This window comes from Candidatus Aegiribacteria sp. (assembly GCA_021108005.1).
Taxonomy (GTDB): Bacteria; Fermentibacterota; Fermentibacteria; order Fermentibacterales; family JCC-6; genus Aegiribacteria.
Map to the genome: position 1 here is coordinate 1 of JAIORS010000170.1, position 16,448 is coordinate 16,448.

Genomic DNA, 16,448 nt, shown 5'->3' on the forward strand with positions numbered 1-16,448 from the left:
TCCCGAATATCCAGAGAGCCTCAATCTCCTTTTTTCTGTCCATCATGTTGAAAACTGAAAGATTGCATCCGCTGTCCGCGAAATCCTCCGCGAAAAGGATATCTTCATTTATGAGATGTACTTCCACGAAACCCCTTTCCGGCGTCTCCACACGGCCCCAGCGCCCCGCCTTGAGCCACGCGCCGGCATGCCCCCTGCCTTGCCTTAACCGAGGGTTACTCTGTGTGGTAAGGACAGCTTTGCCGTGTTCTCCTCCGGGGTCCAGAAATCCCCTTATATCGAACTCACCGCCCAGGTAAACCCCGCCGCAGGCTTCCGGCGAGAACCAGGTTTTCAGAAGCGGCACCTCAGGCGTCATGGAGACTCTCCATGTAAGATCAAGAGAACCGTACTTTTTGTGATTCACCCTCCAGCGCATTTCCCAGCCTCTTTCCGGCAGACCGGCTGTAATGGTTTCAAACCTGTCCCAGGCGCAGTCAACGGTATCGAGTTTGAAGGGGTTATTCCTGTTGCCCATTATCCTGGGATGGATGCCTCCGAACCAGGGTTTCTCCCATGCGAAATCTGAAGGACCAGGGTGGGAAGACTGCAGGTTTTCTACGCCGTCCAGGAGCAGGCTGTACACATGTCCGAATTCCGAAGGGTCTATCAGAGCTTTCAATCTGCTGTTGGATATAGTGAGGATTCCATCATTTTCGGAAAGTTCGGGAAGTTCAGCCTTACCGCTGATTATCCGTGCGGGATAAACACTGTCCCTGCCGGCGATTCCAAGGGAAATTTCTACGATTCCAGCTTCGGTGACAGGTGCCGATATTGAATTACTGCTATTGACGGTGCCTTCAGCAGCAAGGGAGCCGTTTATTGCTATGGTGCTTTTGCGTTTTCCCAGGAGATTATGGGAAAGACTTAGTTCGTAACCTTCCCCCATTATCGGTTCAATATTGTGTTGAATGAAACTTACCTTATTCAACGAAGAACCGGTGTCCCAGCCAAGTATCCTTGCGTCACTCAGAAGATTTTTAAGATCTCCATTAGAAAGAAGTACTCTGAATGCGGGGGATTGAACACTTTCTCCGGGTGGTATTACAAACTCTTCTGTTTCAGGTCTGCCATGCTGCAGTTTCTCCCAGGAAGGGAACCAGGCCATAAGGGATTTTTTTCCGCTGGATATCGCAAGCCAGGGAGCGCCAAGTTCTGATATTTCCCTCGGGTAGTCCTCCGTCGTATCCGGAATCTGGTTGTACACTTCCCTGCAGGCGAAAATACCCTTCTTGAGTGGAATTATCCGGGCTCCGCCAACAAAGGGATATCCCCCTCCCCACCTTCCGGCGAAATTAACCCTCTGATCCGAGGGAGAGCCGTTAAAAACACTGCTGATTACCTCCAGGAAACCCGCAGGATCTATTCTATACTTGATCTCATGCTTCAATCCCGGACGGGATGGCCAGATTGTCCCGGCGATGATCTCACTACTGTTCAAAGTGATGTCGTACACCTGGTGCGGCAGGTCGGAATTCCAGTATGGGGGCCCTGCGGACATTCCTGCGAATCCGGCCATCTCTTCACTGTCATCCACTCCGGGAATCCATATGGTTCCCATGGCTCCCGTCCTGGATATTCCCAGCGTGATATTCTCACCCACTATAACGGCTGTTTTCCGGGTAAGGGCGGCTTCCGGGGTTCCCGTGAAGGGGCCCGAAACAAGGATGATCTTCTCCTCAGCGCCAGCTGCGCCATCGCAGAAAATGGTTAATCCCAGCTCGTTCAATCCGGGTTCGGTATCCGGCAGAGAAATGCTGATCCTTTTAAAAATATCGTCTCCCAGAGCATAATTCTCGTTAAGGAAAAGGTTTCCGTTAAGTCTGGCTTCCAGTCCGAAAGAATCAACCTCTGAATGTTTTCTGATGTCCAGCGAGAGTTCCTTCTGTTCCCGGGCAATTCTGCGTACCGGGGTTGATAGAATCGAAACAGGTTCCTCAGCCCTTATGCCTATGCCGATTTCAAGAGGATTTTTACCAGGCAGTACAGTGGATACTCTTGGAGATCTGTCCCTGTCGGGGACAGGCACTTCAACAGGTTCGGGAATAACATCAAAGCCGTCCGAAGCATCTTGAACGGTTACCGATTCCGGTGCAGTAAGATATTTGTGCGATTCTATTGAAAGTTCCTGCGGCAGGGAATTGCCCTCTATACCGATTCTCACAGCCTTTCCGTAGAAGATTTTCCCTCTGTTTGTCTTAACGGCAGCCGACAGGAATGGAGTTTGCAGGGATGACAGTATCCTTCCCCTTCTGTCGAATTCAGCCCTGAAACTTTTCTCTCCTATTTTGAAAAGGTAACTGAAAATCTCCCGACCGTCTTCGGTTCTCTGTTCATCAGGCTCAACCTCCAGTTCGCGGACGAAGCAATCGTACCAGTCGGTATCACCAAGAAATTCCCTGAATTCAGTTCTTCCAAGAAGGAACGGCATGTAATTCTGCATATAGACATTGCTGTCCGGAACCCAGAAGAAACCTGTTTTCTTGTACAGGGGCATCGCTTTTAGATTAGCGGGCCATGTGTGAAGATCAACACGGTAGAAACCGTCTTCGGCTGTTCTTCTAACAGCGTCAAGAAGGAGTTTTTTCCCCAGTTTCCTGCCGTGAAGGTCTGGCACTACATTAAGAAGCGCAACGTATGCGGCATCATGCTCTCCCCCATAGGGAGTTGTGCGGCAATAACCAACGATTCTTTCACCATCTATAGCAAGCACCGTATACAGCTTGCCGGAAGAATTCTCTTTCATTTCAACGCTATCGGCTGTGAATTCCGATGCTCCCAGAAATCCCGGAGGCCAGCCCTCTCTGCTCTCTGACCACATCGCTGCAACTGCTTCGGCATTGAGCTTCGTGTAAACCTCAAAACGTATGTCTGTCATATGAATCTCTTTTCGCGAATGCAGGTTTCGTATAGCGGGTAATTCCGAGTCGCTATTTTCCAAGGAACAGTGAACTGAGGCTCTTCCCTTCGTGGGTCCGCTTGATGGCCTCAGCGAATATTCTTGCTACAGAAAGAGTTTCGATTTTCGTAACAGGGCCCCCTATCACCTTTTCAGCGGCTTCGGTATCGAACTCCACCGTATCCGTTACGTACAGTTTCGTCATGGGGCTTTCCTCGATCCTTCGAACGGCGTTGCCGGAGAGGATTCCATGGGTAACGAAAGCGTAGATATCTTTTGCGCCCCGTTCCATAGCGATCTCCGCGCACATGACCAAACTTTTACCGGAAAGTGTTTCGTCATCGTTCATGATGACAGTTCTCCCCGAAAGGTCATCTATACCCTCTACTGTTTTTACATGAGGGGTTTCACTGTCATCTATCCTGACCTTTTTCACGTAGCCTGTCTGAATATCGGGAGATCTTCCTTCTTCCTTCAAGGAACGGGCTACATGCATAGCCAGGAAATCGTTGTTCATTATGCTGCCGGTATCCGGAGCTACAAAAGCAAGTTTGTCAGAATCGAAAGATACGATCTTATCAAGAAAAACTTCGTCCGCATGCAGCTGATCAACCGGGATATCGCTGAAACCCTGGCTCTGGGGGCAGTGAAGAGTCATGGTTAGAACGCGGTCTGCCCGAACCGATTCAAGCATGTCAAACATCATCTTGGCGGTTATGGCGATTCTGGGTTTATCCTTTTTGTCGCTTCTTGCGTACGGAAAATAAGGAGTAACTGCTGTTATCCTTCCAGCACTGTCTTTCAGAGCGTAAATCATCTGAAACAGCTCCAGTATGTCACCGGAAACTGTACCGAAGGCATTGTCTCGGTCCTGAAAAATGGATCGGTCTCCCGATTGTATTACGAATACGTCCTTTTCGCGAACGGATTCTCCAACGAAATTCACCATGAGGTTGCCGTTCGAAAACTGTACAAAATCCACGGGTTCGGGTTCTATCCCGAGAATTTCACATATACGGAATCCTAGTGATTGACTGGACCTTCCACAGCATATGGCTATTTTGCCAAACATTTCACCCTCCGTTGCCTGAAATCAGATTGCTGAAAGAATTTCCCAATTTTCGTCTACAGTTCCGAGAAGAAGGTTGAGCATCACCGCGAAGGAATTATATCCCAACCCGTCTTCCGTTGAAAAAGTATACATTGCTGTTACTTCCCCGGTTTCTATATCGCTTGCGAACTTGACCCATGTATTGTTCCAGTTGAGCTGAGCTAGTGTTTCGAGGGCAGCCGTTCTTTCGGCCCCGGATTCGGGCACTATTCCGGGAGTAAGAGCCACAAGAAGACAGCCTTCCATTTCAGAATCTACAAGAATGTACATGTAGGGAATTTGAGAACTGTCGGCGGTTGTAGCAAGCAGTATAAACTCGTTTTCAACTCTTTCATAAACCAGATCCTCACCGATCCGGTCAAGGTATCCCGCGACCATATCACCACTTACCTCTGCAAAAGAAACTGCTGTTATACCCAGCAATATGAAAACTACCTTCTTCAAACTAAACCTCCAATATAGGATTATGCATATGAAATAAAGACAATTATATTATGCTCATTGAAAGAGCTTTCGGGAAGTGTTGTTATGAAAGCCCTGTTACTTTCTGTAAAAACGTGTTTCCCGCTGCCAATCAGCGGGATTACTGCATTTAAATAACCGGAGGCGGGAATGGATCGCAAAGTCAGGGTTCTGATAGGAAAACCAGGCCTGGATGGACATGACCGGGGAGCCAAGTACATAGCTAGAGCACTCAGAGATGCAGGAATGGAAGTCATCTATACCGGTATCCGCCAAACACCTGAAGCAATTGCCAACGCAGCCATTCAGGAGGACGTTGACTTCGTCGGCCTCTCTCTTCTTTCCGGAGCTCATAACCACCTTTTCCCTGAAGTGGCCAGAATTCTAAAAGAAAAGGGTGGCTCGGACATCATCCTTTTCGGCGGAGGTGTTATCCCGGAGGAAGATATCCCGGGTCTTAAAGAGGTTGGTTTCAAAGCCATTTTCACACCGGGAACTGCCTCGACAGAGGTTGTTAACTTCATTGAGCTGGAAACCCAGACTCGCTGAATCACCTGCAGAATCAATTCAGCCGGAGGTAAACTTGCTTTCCAGCGAGACAGATAAATTCGCGCATATGGTGCGAAATTGTGACGTAAGAGGGCTTGCGAGAGTTCTTTCAATGGTTGAAAACGGCCATACCCTGGCGCCCTCGATTATGCATTCTCTTTACAACCCTGAACGGTCAAGCCTTACGGTTGGAATCACCGGTCCCCCGGGAGCCGGGAAGAGTACGCTTACAAATCGCCTGATAACCTTCTGGAGAGCGCACGATAATAAAGTGGGCGTTATTGCCGTAGATCCTTCCTCTCCCTTTTCCGGAGGAGCTCTGCTGGGGGACAGGGTCAGAATGCAGGATCATGCTTCCGATCCCCTGGTATTTATCCGCAGCATGGGAAGCAGGGGGCATCTTGGGGGACTTTCGGGAGCCACAAGAGATGCTCTGGAAGTTCTTGCCGCTGCGTCTTACGATCCGGTGCTCGTTGAAACCGTGGGAGTTGGTCAGGCGGAAGTTGAGATAGCCTCCCTTGCCGATATTACTCTTCTTGTTCTGGTCCCCGGACTGGGAGATGAGGTTCAGACCATGAAAGCCGGAATAATGGAAATCGCGGACATCATAGTTCTCAACAAGGCTGACAGACCAGAGATAGAACAGCTTGAGATGTCGGTAAACGCCAGCCTTGAACTTCTCCCCGATCAGGCCGAACGACCCCCGGTTGTAAGATGTTCCGCCCGGACAGGGGAAGGAATTGAACTTCTCACAGAGACTATAACAAGTTACATCTCTTCGTTAACCGAACGGAAGGAAATAGTCCAAAGACGAACTTCATTGATCCTTGGCAGTATCATCCGTGAAAAGGGAAGGAATATTGCCCGAAAACTGGTTTCTGACAGGTACGGAAGCGTTGAAGAAGCTGTAGAATCCATCCTTAAGGGTGAAACTACTCCCTATGGTATAGGTGAAATGCTTTCTGAATTTATTGATAATAAACGGGAGAGTGAAAATGAGTATTAAAGGGATTGATCACATCGGTATTGCAGTTGAGAACCTGGAGGCGTCAATCCCGTTCTACCGGGATAGCCTTGGGCTGAAATTCCTTGGGATCGAGGAAGTCCCGTCCCAGAAGGTTCGCGTAGGGATGTTCAGCGTTGGCGAATCCAGAATAGAGCTTCTTGAACCAACTTCGGAAGACAGCCCGATCGCGAAGGCAATCGAGAAGCGGGGACAGGGAATGCATCACATCGCATACTCTGTTGACAGCGCATCCGGTGAAGTAGATTCGTTGAAGCGCAAGGGTATAAAAATGATAGATAACACCCCTCGGAAGGGAGCGGGAGGAACGGAAATAGCGTTCATCCACCCCGCTGCAAGCGGGAAAGTCCTTACTGAATTATGTGAACATCCGAAAGCTGAAAAGGAAAACTGACAATGAGTTCTCTGGAAAAAGCAGATAAACTCCGCGCTCTGAGAGAAAAAGCGTTTGCGGGCGGTGGCGAAGAGAAGATAGAAAAACAGCATGAGAAGGGCAAACTGACCGCAAGGGAAAGAATAGATATTCTCCTTGACGAAGACAGCTTCGAAGAATTCGACATGCTTGTCACACACAGGTCAACAAGTTTCGGCCTGGAAAAGAAGAAGATCCCCGGTGACGGCGTGGTTACCGGTTACGGAACCATAGACGGCAGGCAAGTGTACGTTTTCTCCCACGATTTCACGGTCCTGGGCGGCAGTCTTTCCGAAACCTTTGCTGAAAAGATTCTTAAAATAATGGATATGGCCGCCATGAACGGAGCCCCCCTGATAGGGCTAAACGATTCCGGCGGCGCGAGGATACAGGAGGGCATTGAAAGTCTTGCCGGTTACGGAAAGATATTCCTTAAGAACGTACTTTATTCAGGGGTTATTCCCCAGATATCAGCTATACTGGGCCCCTGCGCCGGAGGAGCCGTCTACAGCCCGGCAATAACCGATTTCACTATAATGGTTGAAAATACAAGCTACATGTTCGTTACGGGTCCTACAGTTGTGAAGGCTGTTACCGGGGAAGTTGTTACGAAGGATCAGCTCGGAGGACCGGGTATCCACAGCAAACGGAGTGGAGTATGCAGCATTGTGTGTGAAGAAGAGCGGGAAGCTCTTCTTCTTATCAGAAAACTCATCAGTTACATTCCGCAGAACAACATGGAAGATCCCATCAGTATGCCATGCGCAGATCCTCCTGACAGGATGGAAATGTGGCTGGACGAATTCGTGCCGGACAACCCCAACAAACCCTACGAAATGCGTACGATCATAGAAGCTGTTACGGACAACGGCGAATTCCTTGAAATCCAGCGGGCCTACGCTCCCAACATCGTCATCGGTTTCGCAAGGATGAACGGCCGTTCGGTGGGAATCGTGGCGAACCAGCCTTCCTATCTTGCAGGGGTGCTGGACAACAACGCATCGATTAAAGCAGCCCGTTTTGTACGCTTCTGCGACGCGTTCAACATTCCCGTGGTAACCATTGTGGATGTGCCCGGTTTCATGCCCGGAACTGTACAGGAATACGGCGGGATAATCAGGAACGGCGCCAAGCTTCTGTTCGCCTATGCCGAGGCGACCGTACCAAAGATCACGGTAATTACCAGGAAGGCTTACGGCGGCGCCTACGATGTGATGAGTTCCAAGCATATCAGGGCGGATATCAATTACGCCTGGCCCACCGCGGAAATAGCCGTTATGGGACCCGACGGGGCGGTAGAGATCATATTCCGCCGTGAGATTCAGGAGGCAAAAGATCCCGTTGCCAGAAAGAAGGAACTGGTGGACCAGTACCGCGACAAATTCGCCAACCCTTACGATGCGGCTTCAAGAGGTTATCTGGATGATGTGATTATGCCATCCAATACAAGGTTCCGGATTATCAAGGCCCTTGAGATGCTTGCCGGAAAAAGACAGACACTGCCTCCCAAGAAACATGGAAACATCCCGTTATGATATGGTCTGCATTCATCGCCCTTACAGTTTTCCAATCGAGTTCAGCTGTCATTGAAAGTGGGCTGGGGATAGCCCTGGTAGGCATGGCAACCGTATTTTTCGGTCTTGTTCTGCTGTCTTTCGTACTCCCCGCTCTCGAGAGATGGGTTGAGGATAGATTCGGTCTGGATAGAAAGAAAAAAGAATCTCTTTTACATCAGGATAATGATAGAATCATGACATCGGAGGAAGTAGCCGCGGTATCCGCGGCAATTCATGCCCACTTCTGCCTTCTTGATCAGGTGGAGAACATGAAGCTGACCTGGGAAACCTATGAAAAACCCTTCACCCCATGGAAGCTTGCCGGGAGAGCTGAACACATTCAAGAGTCAGGATCGCTGCAGAACAGAGTCAGGAGTCGCTGAAATGCCCGAGTACAAAATTAAGATAAACGATAGAACGTACGATGTTAACGTTGGAAGGATACTTGATGATTCGTTGGAAGTAACACTCGACGGTAGAACCTACCAGGTTGAGGTTGAAGCTCCCATGAGAAAAGCATCGAAAACCCCTGTGATAAAAAGAAACCGTCACGTTATCAACGCTGCTGAGGTGCCTGACAGAACATCTCCCCCGAGCGTTTCAACAGGATCGGGAGAAGTAATCGCGCCTTTACCGGGAGTTATTTTGAAAATCCTGGTAAAAGAGGGAGATGAAGTAAATGAAGGGCAGCCAGTGGCGATTATGGAGGCGATGAAAATGGAGAATGAGATAGAATCTCCCACCTCGGGAACGGTGGCTGAGATTTTTGTGTCCGAAGGCGAGAATATTCTTGAAAACGCGATCATCATGAAAGTCGGAGGCTGATACATGTCCATTTCCTCAAAACTCATCATGTGGATAACCGGCACCCTCCAGGGAGACAGTCAACGGCTTGATCTGCTTTCCTATCTTGATGATACCGGCTTCGGACAGGTTGAACCAGGCAACATCATAATGATAGTCATCGGCCTTGTGATGATATACCTTGCCATCAAGAAAGATTATGAGCCTCTTCTTCTCATTCCCATAGGTTTTGGCATAATAGCGGGTAACATACCCTACAATCCGGCACTGATGCCCATAGGATATCAGGATGTTCTCGGCGGTCAGCAATCCGTATTCAGCCTTTTTTACTTCGGAGTGAAGAGCGGCCTTTTTCCTCCTCTGATCTTCCTTGGTATCGGGGCAATGACCGATTTCAGCGCACTGCTCTCCAACCCTAAACTGCTTCTCCTCGGAGCCGCAGCTCAGATAGGCATATTCATCACGCTGCTGGGATCACTGTTACTCGGATTCAATCTGCAGGAGGCTGCCTCCATTGGGATCATAGGAGGTGCTGATGGCCCCACCGCGATTTTCGTTGCCAGCCAGATGGCCCCAACGCTCCTTGGAGCGATAGCAATAGCGGCTTACTCCTATATGGGGCTTGTTCCCGTTATACAGCCTCCGATCATGCGGCTTCTTACAACGAAGGAAGAGCGTCTTATAAAAATGAAACCGGTTCGCCAGGTTTCACAGACCGAGAAAATACTGTTTCCCATAATTGCCTTCCTGATAACAGCTTTCATAGCTCCCGGAGCCATTACTCTTCTTGGCATGCTGTTCTTCGGAAATCTTTTAAAGGAGAGCGGTGTTACCGGCAGGCTGGCAAAAAGCGCACAGGGATCCCTTAACAATATTGTAGTAATCCTTCTTGGTTTTGCCGTGGGAACGAGTACCCAGGCAAGCTACTTCCTTACATTTGACTCTCTGAAGATCTTTATCCTTGGAGCGATCAGTTTCGCGATTGCTACAGCCGGAGGAGTTCTTTTCGCCAAGTTCATTAACCTTTTCCTCAAGGGTGACAACAGGATTAATCCGCTTATCGGTGCGGCAGGCGTATCGGCGGTTCCCGATTCCGCCAGGGTCGTTGAAGTAGAGGGAAGAAAATACGACAGGAACAACCACCTTCTCATGCATGCGATGGCACCCAATGTCGCTGGAGTTATCGGAAGCGCTATAGCTGCCGGTGTGCTTCTGAGCATCGTTCCTCACTAGAAAGGAAGCGATTTTGCAGAATACAGGCATATACGATTACTTTGTAACAGGTGGAGCCGGATTCATCGGCTCACACCTCTGCGAACTGCTTCTTTCAAGGGGGAAAAGTGTTCTTGTGCTTGACGATCTCTCGACGGGAAGCCTCGCCAACCTTGATGATTGTTCTGATAACCCTTCCTTCAGGTTCGCCAGGGGTTCGGTTCTTGACAAATCACTGACAAAAGAGCTGGTGAGTCAATGCCGGAAGGTGATTCACCTTGCCGCGGCAGTGGGGGTCGAGAAAATTATCCGTCAACCGGTGGAAACCATCGAAACGAATGTAATGGGGACGGAGAACATACTTATGTTGACGGAATCATTCGGTATTCCTGTTTTCATAACTTCCACTTCCGAGATTTACGGAAAAAGCGATGACGTTCCATTCCGTGAGAACGGGGACATCGTTCTGGGGGCAACCAACAGAAGCAGGTGGAGTTACGCCTGTTCAAAGGCCATCGATGAATTTCTTGCGCTGGCATACTGGAAGGCAAAAGGGCTGCCTGTTGTAATTGGCAGGCTTTTCAATACAGTGGGACCACGTCAGTCAGGCAGGTACGGCATGGTTCTTCCCAGGTTCATTGAGCAGGCGGTCAACGGAAAACCAATAACCGTTTTCGGCGATGGAAAGCAGACAAGGTGTTTCTCTCTGGTTTACGAAATTGTGGACGCCATAGTCTCGCTGATTGAGAATCCGGATGCTGTTGGTAAAGTTGTCAATGTCGGGTCAACTCAGGAAATATCCATAGGAGACCTTGCGGAGCGGGTAAGGAGAATATCAGGATCGGATTCAGAGATAGTACTTATTCCATACGAAGATGCATACCCAGAAGACTTCGAGGACATGTACAGAAGAGCGCCGGATGTATCTCTTCTTAAATCCCTTGCGGGAAAAACGCCCGAAGCTGACATTGACTCTATCATCCGGGAAATTCTCAGTAAGTGAAGAAAACCATCCTGTTTGAGAAACTGTCACGCTGCGGAAAAGATCATGCATAAAGTTACAAGCCCTTCGAATGCAAGGCTTAAGATCGCGCGAATGCTTCACTCCAGATCCGGAATACAGAAACACGGCCTTTTTCTGATGGAGGGCCCCAGATTTGTGTCCGATTACATGCAGAAAGAAAAACCTGAATGGATAATCGTTTCGGAAGAAGCCGCTCATTTGTCCCGAACGACGGCAAAGGCTGCTTTGATTGGTTGCATAGACGTTCTGGAAATCCCTGAAAAGTTATTTGCGGATATTTCGGACACGGAATCGTCGCAGGGTATTACAGCGGTTTGCCGTCTTCCCTCGGTAAATATTGACAGTATCCCCCGGGAGGGTGTTTTCCTGCTGCTGGACAGTATTTCGGATCCGGGGAACATGGGAACCATAATAAGGTCCGCGGCAGCGTTCGGATGTACCGCTGTAATCGCCGGAAAGGGCAGCTGCTGCCCGTTCGCCCCCAAGATTACACGGGCCGCCGTCGGGTTGAATTCAGTCGCAAAGGTAAGTTTCGATACGGATCTGGCCGCATTCATGCGAAGTAATGCCGATGAAATGGATTTCTATGGTGCGGTCACTTCGGGTGAGGATATCGACAGGTTTCAAAAAGGAGACAGGTGCATAGGTCTGGTAGTAGGCTCGGAAGCCCATGGAATCTCTGAAAAGGTTGTAAAACAACTGAAAGGAATAATCGCAATACCTATGGCTGAGGGAGTGGAATCCCTTAACGCCGCCGTCAGCGCCTCAATACTCCTCTACCACCTCGGGTGCCGGGCCTAACATCTAAACATTTTGTCACTATAAAAGTACGGAATCCAGAATAAACGCAACTATTATAACCGTAACGATCAATGAGTCTCCGGCGTGCCATTCGGGGAAATACCTGTATCTTTTTCCGCTTCCGAACCCCCTTGTCCGGGCTGCGGATACTACTTCATCACTCCTTTGAATCAGCTGAACCAGAATCGCTATTAGCCACTGCTTCGTAGCATGTATTCTGTGAATTCTGAAATTTCCCCGGAGTTTTAGCGCGTCTCTGGTTTCTCTGGCGATTGAATGTACTTCCGGCAGCATGTGGAAAGCAACCCCCAGAGAGAAGCCGAACCCCCTCATTCCGATGGCATCCGCCAGTCTGGTAAGATCAAGAACAGGAACCCTCACAGAGAATATCTGAGCTGCTATGAAAATGCTGACAGCACGCATCAGCATGTGAAGCCCAAGGAGAATTCCTGAGGGCTCAATATTGATTTTCAAGTATTCTTCCGCGCCTGATTCAAGATGTATTGCGGATACAGACAGTACGGTCACCGCAAAGATAATAAGAGGCCATCTGGCCATTCGGCTCAGGGCATCCCGCTGAAAAACCAATGCGTAAAGTAAAAGGAAGAGGAATCCAGCTATCTGGAAGAGAAGGGAGAGAAAAATGAAACCCGCTATAACTCCCGCCATAAGGAACATGTATCCGTAGATGCCCGGAGCTAACGAGTCAGGACTTTTCATACCGTGTAACACGACGCAGATAATTTCCAAGCTTCCAGCCGAAATAACCCGCGGCAGACCCGAACGCTACATGAAGGAAAAACACTGGAACAAGAAGCCATAATGCGTCGGAGGGTTTCATGCCAAGAATGAGAGAAGCGTCTCTTAGAAGTTTCAGGTAAATTTCAAAGATCTCGGATCCCATGAGAATTCCGTTGATTAAAAATTTGTGCGCAAGGCTGTAGAAAGCTGCGCATATTCCTGCCAGTACAGGCAGAAAAGGTTTTTCCACAGAGCCTGCAGAGAGAACTGCGAATACGGTGAAACCTTCCAGCAGAATGGCTATCGTAACCGTAAAATACACAGCACCAGGGCTTAGCATTTTTAAAGTCGCGATTACCGCGCCAACCATGAAAGGCGCGCTTCGGCGACCTGTAAGTATTCGTGATGCCACAAGAATGACAACGAGAAGAGAGGTCATCAGAAGACCTTTGAAAGGAACGAATTTGAACGTGTGCAGGAGAGTTCCAAGGCTGATCTCAAGAGCTGCTCCGACTGCGCCGAAGCATCCAATGACAACCAGTTCCTTAGCGTTCATGGCTTTCATATTACGGCCTTATCTGTGCCGGTTCTGTTTGCCGGTGATCCTATTCGCTTAATGGTTCCATCCTCCAGCAGGGCTATCCTGTCAGCGAAATGATACATCAGCTTGTACTCATGGGTAATAAGGATACAGGCGCTGTTCGTACTCCTCACATAGTCTTTCATATATCCCATCATCCTGCTGAGGCTGCGCCAGTCCTGTCCACGAATTGGCTCGTCAACTATTATGAGTCGCGGGTTCAGAAGAAGAACAGCCGCTATGGCCACTCTCAGCCTCTGTCCCCTTGAAAGCCGCTGAGGATGTCGCTGCATCAGTCCTCCAAGAGACATACATTCAACCACTATTTCCAGTTCACTTTCTTTAAGATCTATACGGTAGTTCTCAGGACCGGAGAGGAGTTCTTTCCTTACGTCATCTGAAAACAGCATGCTGGCCGGATTCTGAAACAGCATTCCAGCAATCCGCCCGTCTACGGAGGTTTTTTTCTTGCCGTTAAATCTGATTTCGCCCTGTGCCGGCTTCAACAACCCCGCCGCAATTCTGCCCAGCGTTGTTTTTCCGGACCCGTTTGACCCGGCAAGCGCAAGAATTTCACCTGGATGTACGCTAAGATCCAACGCTTCCAATACCCCCCTGTTTCCATAAGAGAAGGAAACGTTCTCAATTTCCAGTAAAGGTTCTGAAGCCACAGGCTCTTCCTCATCAGGAATGACTTCATTCCATTTCTCGGGATCATGAATATCCGGATGCCGAAGACCGCAGGAATCACAAAGCGAATCCGCTCTTTCACTGAAGCATTCACGGGAATCATGAAAGACCAGTTCCGCGTTGTTCAGAATAGCCACATCGTCAGCAATCGGCGCGAATTCACCTATCCTGTGTTCAAGCAGCACAATGCCCAGATGATTGAGTTCGTGTATTTCTACAAGGATGTCTATCAATCGATGAAGGCTTGCAAGATCAAGGTAGGATGAAGGCTCGTCCAGGATAAGCCATGAACTCTCCATGGCAAGAGCCGCTCCTATTGAAAGCTTCTGCAGTTGTCCGCCTGACAGGGTATCAACCCGGCTGTGAAGCAGAGGAGTCAGCCCCAGCATCTCAGCGGTTTTATGAACTGATGCTTCAGTCCTTTCCTGTGACCAGCCAAGGTTTCTAGGGCCAAAAGCCAGTTCATCCCGGACGTTTATCTGAAAAAACCGGCTCCAGGGTTCTGAAGCCACATGGGCAATTGTTCCGGCCAGATGTTCGGGGGTTTTGTCAAGAATATTTTCTCCATTCAGCCGGACAGATCCTTTGATGGCTGCAGGATACTGATGTGGAATCAACCCTGTCAGAAGGCGTCCCAGTGAAGATTTGCCGCTACCGGACTCACCCGCAACCAGAAGAATTTTTCCCAGGGGAATATCCATTGAAATATTCTTCAGCAGATAGTTGTCTCCGCAGTTTACAGTAATATTCTCGAGAGCGAATCCGTTATTCATTCATACTTTCGATATGATTTTCAGACATAACTGTTTCCGGAATATAATAATTCAAGGACAGGTGCTGACATCTGAAGTTTTAGCCGATAGATTTATATGCATTAGCAGTTTCATAGAGTTGCTGAGGGAAGAAATAGAGCGGAAATACGTTACCTTCTTCAAAAATGTGATTCCAGTTGGTGGAAGGAAATCATGATAATTGCAGTAGTTATTGCCTTTTTGAGTTTGTTCTTATTCTCCTGTGGTGGGGATGCCGAAAATACAGAAATGAACAACGATTCTGAAATGACAGTTGAAATCATAGATTCAACTGAAAATATGCTCGAAGAAGAAATCATAAAAGGTCTCTATTTTACGATTGAAGATTATGGTCAAATTACAAGTAAAGAGCAATTAATTTCTGAGTTTGGTGAAGAAAATTTAGTTGATGGTCAATCCTGGTATGCTGAAGGTACAGTGATGTTTGATAATACGGTATTAACAAATCCTGAGAATGGACAAGTCATTAGGTATTTATGGGAAGAGGATGGAAATACCTTAAGCTTCTTGGAAGCGAATTATTACATATTTGATGAAGTCTATTCAATTAAGGGTACACAGGTTATTTCAAGTGAATGCGGTGTAAGCACTGGAATGTCTTTACAGGATTTTAAGGAATGGAACGGTGCAGACTTTGATTTCTTTGGTTTTGCTTGGGATTATGCAGGCGCAATAGTTGAAGGCGAAGGAACCAGAATCGCAGAATGCCCAATCAAATTTAACCTTTCTTTAGATTTAGAAGTAGATGTTCATGAGGAGTACGGTGGAAGTGTAATGTTTTCGGATCATTTATTCAATACTGCGGATGAAATTATTCAAGGGGCACCAATACTAATTGATGAGTTGACTTATTACTCTGTTAAGAGAATATCTTCTTACTGCCCGCATTGAAGAGGACATCCATGGCTCTCCCCACAGTGGTGTCATTGAATGAAACAGCAGGAATCTCCCGACCAAGCAGTGAAGTAGTATTTGGGCATTCCCTTCTCTGTCCGGGCAGGTGTCAGTAATCAGTGCATGAACACGAGGATTCCAGTTGGCCATGCCACCGAAAGTCTGCGGCACAAGGATACCGACAGGGGAACAGGACCCGGTTCAACATTTTCCGACCTTCAGGATAACTACCGGTTCGAAGGTGTATTCTGGGGCGAAACCGGTAACCCATTGGTTATTATCGAGGAACTTAACGCTTCGGTTATTCTTGTACCTGGTGAATGGTGGAATATAGGAATACTGGAAGAGAATATCCCGCCAGATACGAAGATATCATCGTTTCTGATCCTCTAACCCGTATCTGGTCCTGCTAGTTCAACATACGGGCAATAGTCCGGACGCGAATAACAGTCTTTTTCAGTTCGTATTACAGGAGGAGTACTCTTCGGCTGCCTGGGTCTGTATTCGTCCGGGTATACGCAGAAAGCGCCCACTATTCACCTCCGGGTGAAAGGTGAAGCGCCTGACAACCCAACCTCTCGTCAGGTGCCTTTCCGTCCATGATCCGTTTCATCCGCATAACAGCAGAGCATACATTCATGACAGGATCACCATTATTCTCATGAAGTGTATACAAATGTTTACGTATAAGGTCAAGGACAATCCTACTGGCGATATCTGACTATGAATGAAACAGAAAGAGCGCTGATTCTGATACCCGTCCCGTATCTAATTACAGCCCGTACTGTATCGGAGTTGTGTGGGCTGGTGATCTCGACAGAGAGTAGGATAATAGTCT

18 protein-coding genes are annotated in these 16,448 nt (G+C 48.3%); 11 read left to right on the forward strand and 7 right to left on the reverse strand.

Annotation, left to right across the window (positions count from 1 at the left end; translation table 11 throughout):
* The 3 genes from K8S15_10470 to K8S15_10480 form a co-directional block, all read right to left on the reverse strand.
* Window positions 1-2,917, reverse strand: a 2,917-nt coding sequence (locus K8S15_10470; protein ID MCD4776455.1) for a GNAT family N-acetyltransferase, incomplete at its 3' end; no start/stop codon positions are given.
* A gap of 52 nt (window positions 2,918-2,969) precedes the next feature.
* Window positions 2,970-4,010, reverse strand: coding sequence for a ribose-phosphate pyrophosphokinase (locus K8S15_10475; protein MCD4776456.1), 1,041 nt, complete (start codon window positions 4,008-4,010; stop codon window positions 2,970-2,972).
* Window positions 4,011-4,031: 21 nt separating this feature from the next.
* Window positions 4,032-4,493 (reverse strand): YbjN domain-containing protein, encoded by a 462-nt coding sequence (locus tag K8S15_10480; protein MCD4776457.1) that lies wholly within the window; start codon window positions 4,491-4,493, stop codon window positions 4,032-4,034.
* 168 nt (window positions 4,494-4,661) lie between these two features.
* Between K8S15_10480 and K8S15_10485 the strand changes: the two genes are divergently transcribed.
* The 9 genes from K8S15_10485 to K8S15_10525 are packed head-to-tail and all read left to right on the forward strand — an operon-like array spanning window position 4,662 to window position 11,893.
* Window positions 4,662-5,060 (forward strand): cobalamin B12-binding domain-containing protein, encoded by a 399-nt coding sequence (locus K8S15_10485; GenBank protein MCD4776458.1) that lies wholly within the window; start codon window positions 4,662-4,664, stop codon window positions 5,058-5,060.
* A 34-nt stretch (window positions 5,061-5,094) separates the two neighbouring features.
* Complete coding sequence (meaB, locus tag K8S15_10490; GenBank protein ID MCD4776459.1) at window positions 5,095-6,066, forward strand: methylmalonyl Co-A mutase-associated GTPase MeaB; 972 nt, start codon at window positions 5,095-5,097, stop codon at window positions 6,064-6,066.
* Window positions 6,056-6,478 (forward strand): methylmalonyl-CoA epimerase, encoded by a 423-nt coding sequence (mce, locus tag K8S15_10495; protein MCD4776460.1) that lies wholly within the window; start codon window positions 6,056-6,058, stop codon window positions 6,476-6,478. Before meaB ends, mce begins: the two co-directional genes overlap by 11 nt.
* A 2-nt stretch (window positions 6,479-6,480) precedes the next feature.
* Window positions 6,481-8,031 carry an acyl-CoA carboxylase subunit beta gene (locus K8S15_10500; GenBank protein MCD4776461.1) on the forward strand — a complete coding sequence of 517 codons (1,551 nt, stop codon included), beginning with the start codon at window positions 6,481-6,483 and terminating at the stop codon, window positions 8,029-8,031.
* Window positions 8,028-8,435, forward strand: coding sequence for an OadG family protein (locus tag K8S15_10505; GenBank protein MCD4776462.1), 408 nt, complete (start codon window positions 8,028-8,030; stop codon window positions 8,433-8,435). Before K8S15_10500 ends, K8S15_10505 begins: the two co-directional genes overlap by 4 nt.
* Before the next feature lies 1 nt (window position 8,436).
* Window positions 8,437-8,877, forward strand: coding sequence for a DUF2118 domain-containing protein (locus K8S15_10510; protein MCD4776463.1), 441 nt, complete (start codon window positions 8,437-8,439; stop codon window positions 8,875-8,877).
* 27 nt (window positions 8,878-8,904) lie between these two features.
* On the forward strand, window positions 8,905-10,089 hold the full coding sequence (locus K8S15_10515; protein ID MCD4776464.1) for a sodium ion-translocating decarboxylase subunit beta: 1,185 nt from the start codon (window positions 8,905-8,907) through the stop codon (window positions 10,087-10,089).
* Window positions 10,090-10,117: 28 nt separating this feature from the next.
* Window positions 10,118-11,071 (forward strand): GDP-mannose 4,6-dehydratase, encoded by a 954-nt coding sequence (locus tag K8S15_10520; GenBank protein MCD4776465.1) that lies wholly within the window; start codon window positions 10,118-10,120, stop codon window positions 11,069-11,071.
* A gap of 45 nt (window positions 11,072-11,116) precedes the next feature.
* Window positions 11,117-11,893: an RNA methyltransferase gene (locus tag K8S15_10525; GenBank protein MCD4776466.1), complete on the forward strand. Its 777-nt coding sequence runs from the start codon at window positions 11,117-11,119 to the stop codon at window positions 11,891-11,893.
* 18 nt (window positions 11,894-11,911) lie between these two features.
* Here K8S15_10525 and K8S15_10530 read toward each other — a convergent pair whose 3' ends face one another.
* From K8S15_10530 to K8S15_10540, 3 genes are read right to left on the reverse strand one after another with little or no spacing between them, the layout of a single operon-like run.
* The gene (locus tag K8S15_10530) at window positions 11,912-12,613 is read right to left on the reverse strand and encodes an energy-coupling factor transporter transmembrane protein EcfT (GenBank protein MCD4776467.1); all 702 of its coding nucleotides are present in this window, start codon (window positions 12,611-12,613) and stop codon (window positions 11,912-11,914) included.
* Window positions 12,600-13,199 carry a hypothetical protein gene (locus tag K8S15_10535; protein MCD4776468.1) on the reverse strand — a complete coding sequence of 200 codons (600 nt, stop codon included), beginning with the start codon at window positions 13,197-13,199 and terminating at the stop codon, window positions 12,600-12,602. Before K8S15_10535 ends, K8S15_10530 begins: the two co-directional genes overlap by 14 nt.
* The gene (locus tag K8S15_10540) at window positions 13,196-14,677 is read right to left on the reverse strand and encodes an ATP-binding cassette domain-containing protein (protein ID MCD4776469.1); all 1,482 of its coding nucleotides are present in this window, start codon (window positions 14,675-14,677) and stop codon (window positions 13,196-13,198) included. The genes K8S15_10535 and K8S15_10540 overlap by 4 nt, the downstream gene beginning before the upstream one ends.
* Window positions 14,678-14,869: 192 nt before the next feature.
* Between K8S15_10540 and K8S15_10545 the strand changes: the two genes are divergently transcribed.
* A complete protein-coding gene (locus K8S15_10545; GenBank protein ID MCD4776470.1) occupies window positions 14,870-15,607 on the forward strand; it encodes a hypothetical protein in 738 nt (245 codons plus the stop codon).
* Here K8S15_10545 and K8S15_10550 read toward each other — a convergent pair.
* Window positions 15,576-15,716, reverse strand: coding sequence for a DUF4277 domain-containing protein (locus tag K8S15_10550; protein ID MCD4776471.1), 141 nt, complete (start codon window positions 15,714-15,716; stop codon window positions 15,576-15,578). The genes K8S15_10545 and K8S15_10550 overlap by 32 nt on opposite strands.
* Here K8S15_10550 and K8S15_10555 point away from each other — a divergent pair.
* The gene (locus tag K8S15_10555) at window positions 15,689-16,003 is read left to right on the forward strand and encodes a hypothetical protein (GenBank protein ID MCD4776472.1); all 315 of its coding nucleotides are present in this window, start codon (window positions 15,689-15,691) and stop codon (window positions 16,001-16,003) included. The two genes, K8S15_10550 and K8S15_10555, sit on opposite strands and share 28 nt — an antisense overlap.
* The last annotated feature ends 445 nt before the right edge of the window (window positions 16,004-16,448 follow it).

What these genes read in the sequence shown, in the direction of transcription:
- K8S15_10475 (MCD4776456.1), bottom strand. Translation starts at nt 4,010, where the DNA reads ATGTTTGGCAAAATAGCCATATGCTGTGGAAGGTCCAGTCAATCACTA.
- K8S15_10535 (MCD4776468.1), bottom strand. Translation starts at nt 13,199, where the DNA reads ATGAAAGCCATGAACGCTAAGGAACTGGTTGTCATTGGATGCTTCGGC.
- K8S15_10545 (MCD4776470.1), top strand. Translation starts at nt 14,870, where the DNA reads ATGATAATTGCAGTAGTTATTGCCTTTTTGAGTTTGTTCTTATTCTCC.
- K8S15_10525 (MCD4776466.1), top strand. Translation starts at nt 11,117, where the DNA reads ATGCATAAAGTTACAAGCCCTTCGAATGCAAGGCTTAAGATCGCGCGA.
- K8S15_10515 (MCD4776464.1), top strand. Translation starts at nt 8,905, where the DNA reads ATGTGGATAACCGGCACCCTCCAGGGAGACAGTCAACGGCTTGATCTG.
- K8S15_10530 (MCD4776467.1), bottom strand. Translation starts at nt 12,613, where the DNA reads ATGAAAAGTCCTGACTCGTTAGCTCCGGGCATCTACGGATACATGTTC.
- K8S15_10500 (MCD4776461.1), top strand. Translation starts at nt 6,481, where the DNA reads ATGAGTTCTCTGGAAAAAGCAGATAAACTCCGCGCTCTGAGAGAAAAA.
- K8S15_10510 (MCD4776463.1), top strand. Translation starts at nt 8,437, where the DNA reads ATGCCCGAGTACAAAATTAAGATAAACGATAGAACGTACGATGTTAAC.
- mce (MCD4776460.1), top strand. Translation starts at nt 6,056, where the DNA reads ATGAGTATTAAAGGGATTGATCACATCGGTATTGCAGTTGAGAACCTG.
- K8S15_10505 (MCD4776462.1), top strand. Translation starts at nt 8,028, where the DNA reads ATGATATGGTCTGCATTCATCGCCCTTACAGTTTTCCAATCGAGTTCA.
- K8S15_10540 (MCD4776469.1), bottom strand. Translation starts at nt 14,677, where the DNA reads ATGAATAACGGATTCGCTCTCGAGAATATTACTGTAAACTGCGGAGAC.
- K8S15_10485 (MCD4776458.1), top strand. Translation starts at nt 4,662, where the DNA reads ATGGATCGCAAAGTCAGGGTTCTGATAGGAAAACCAGGCCTGGATGGA.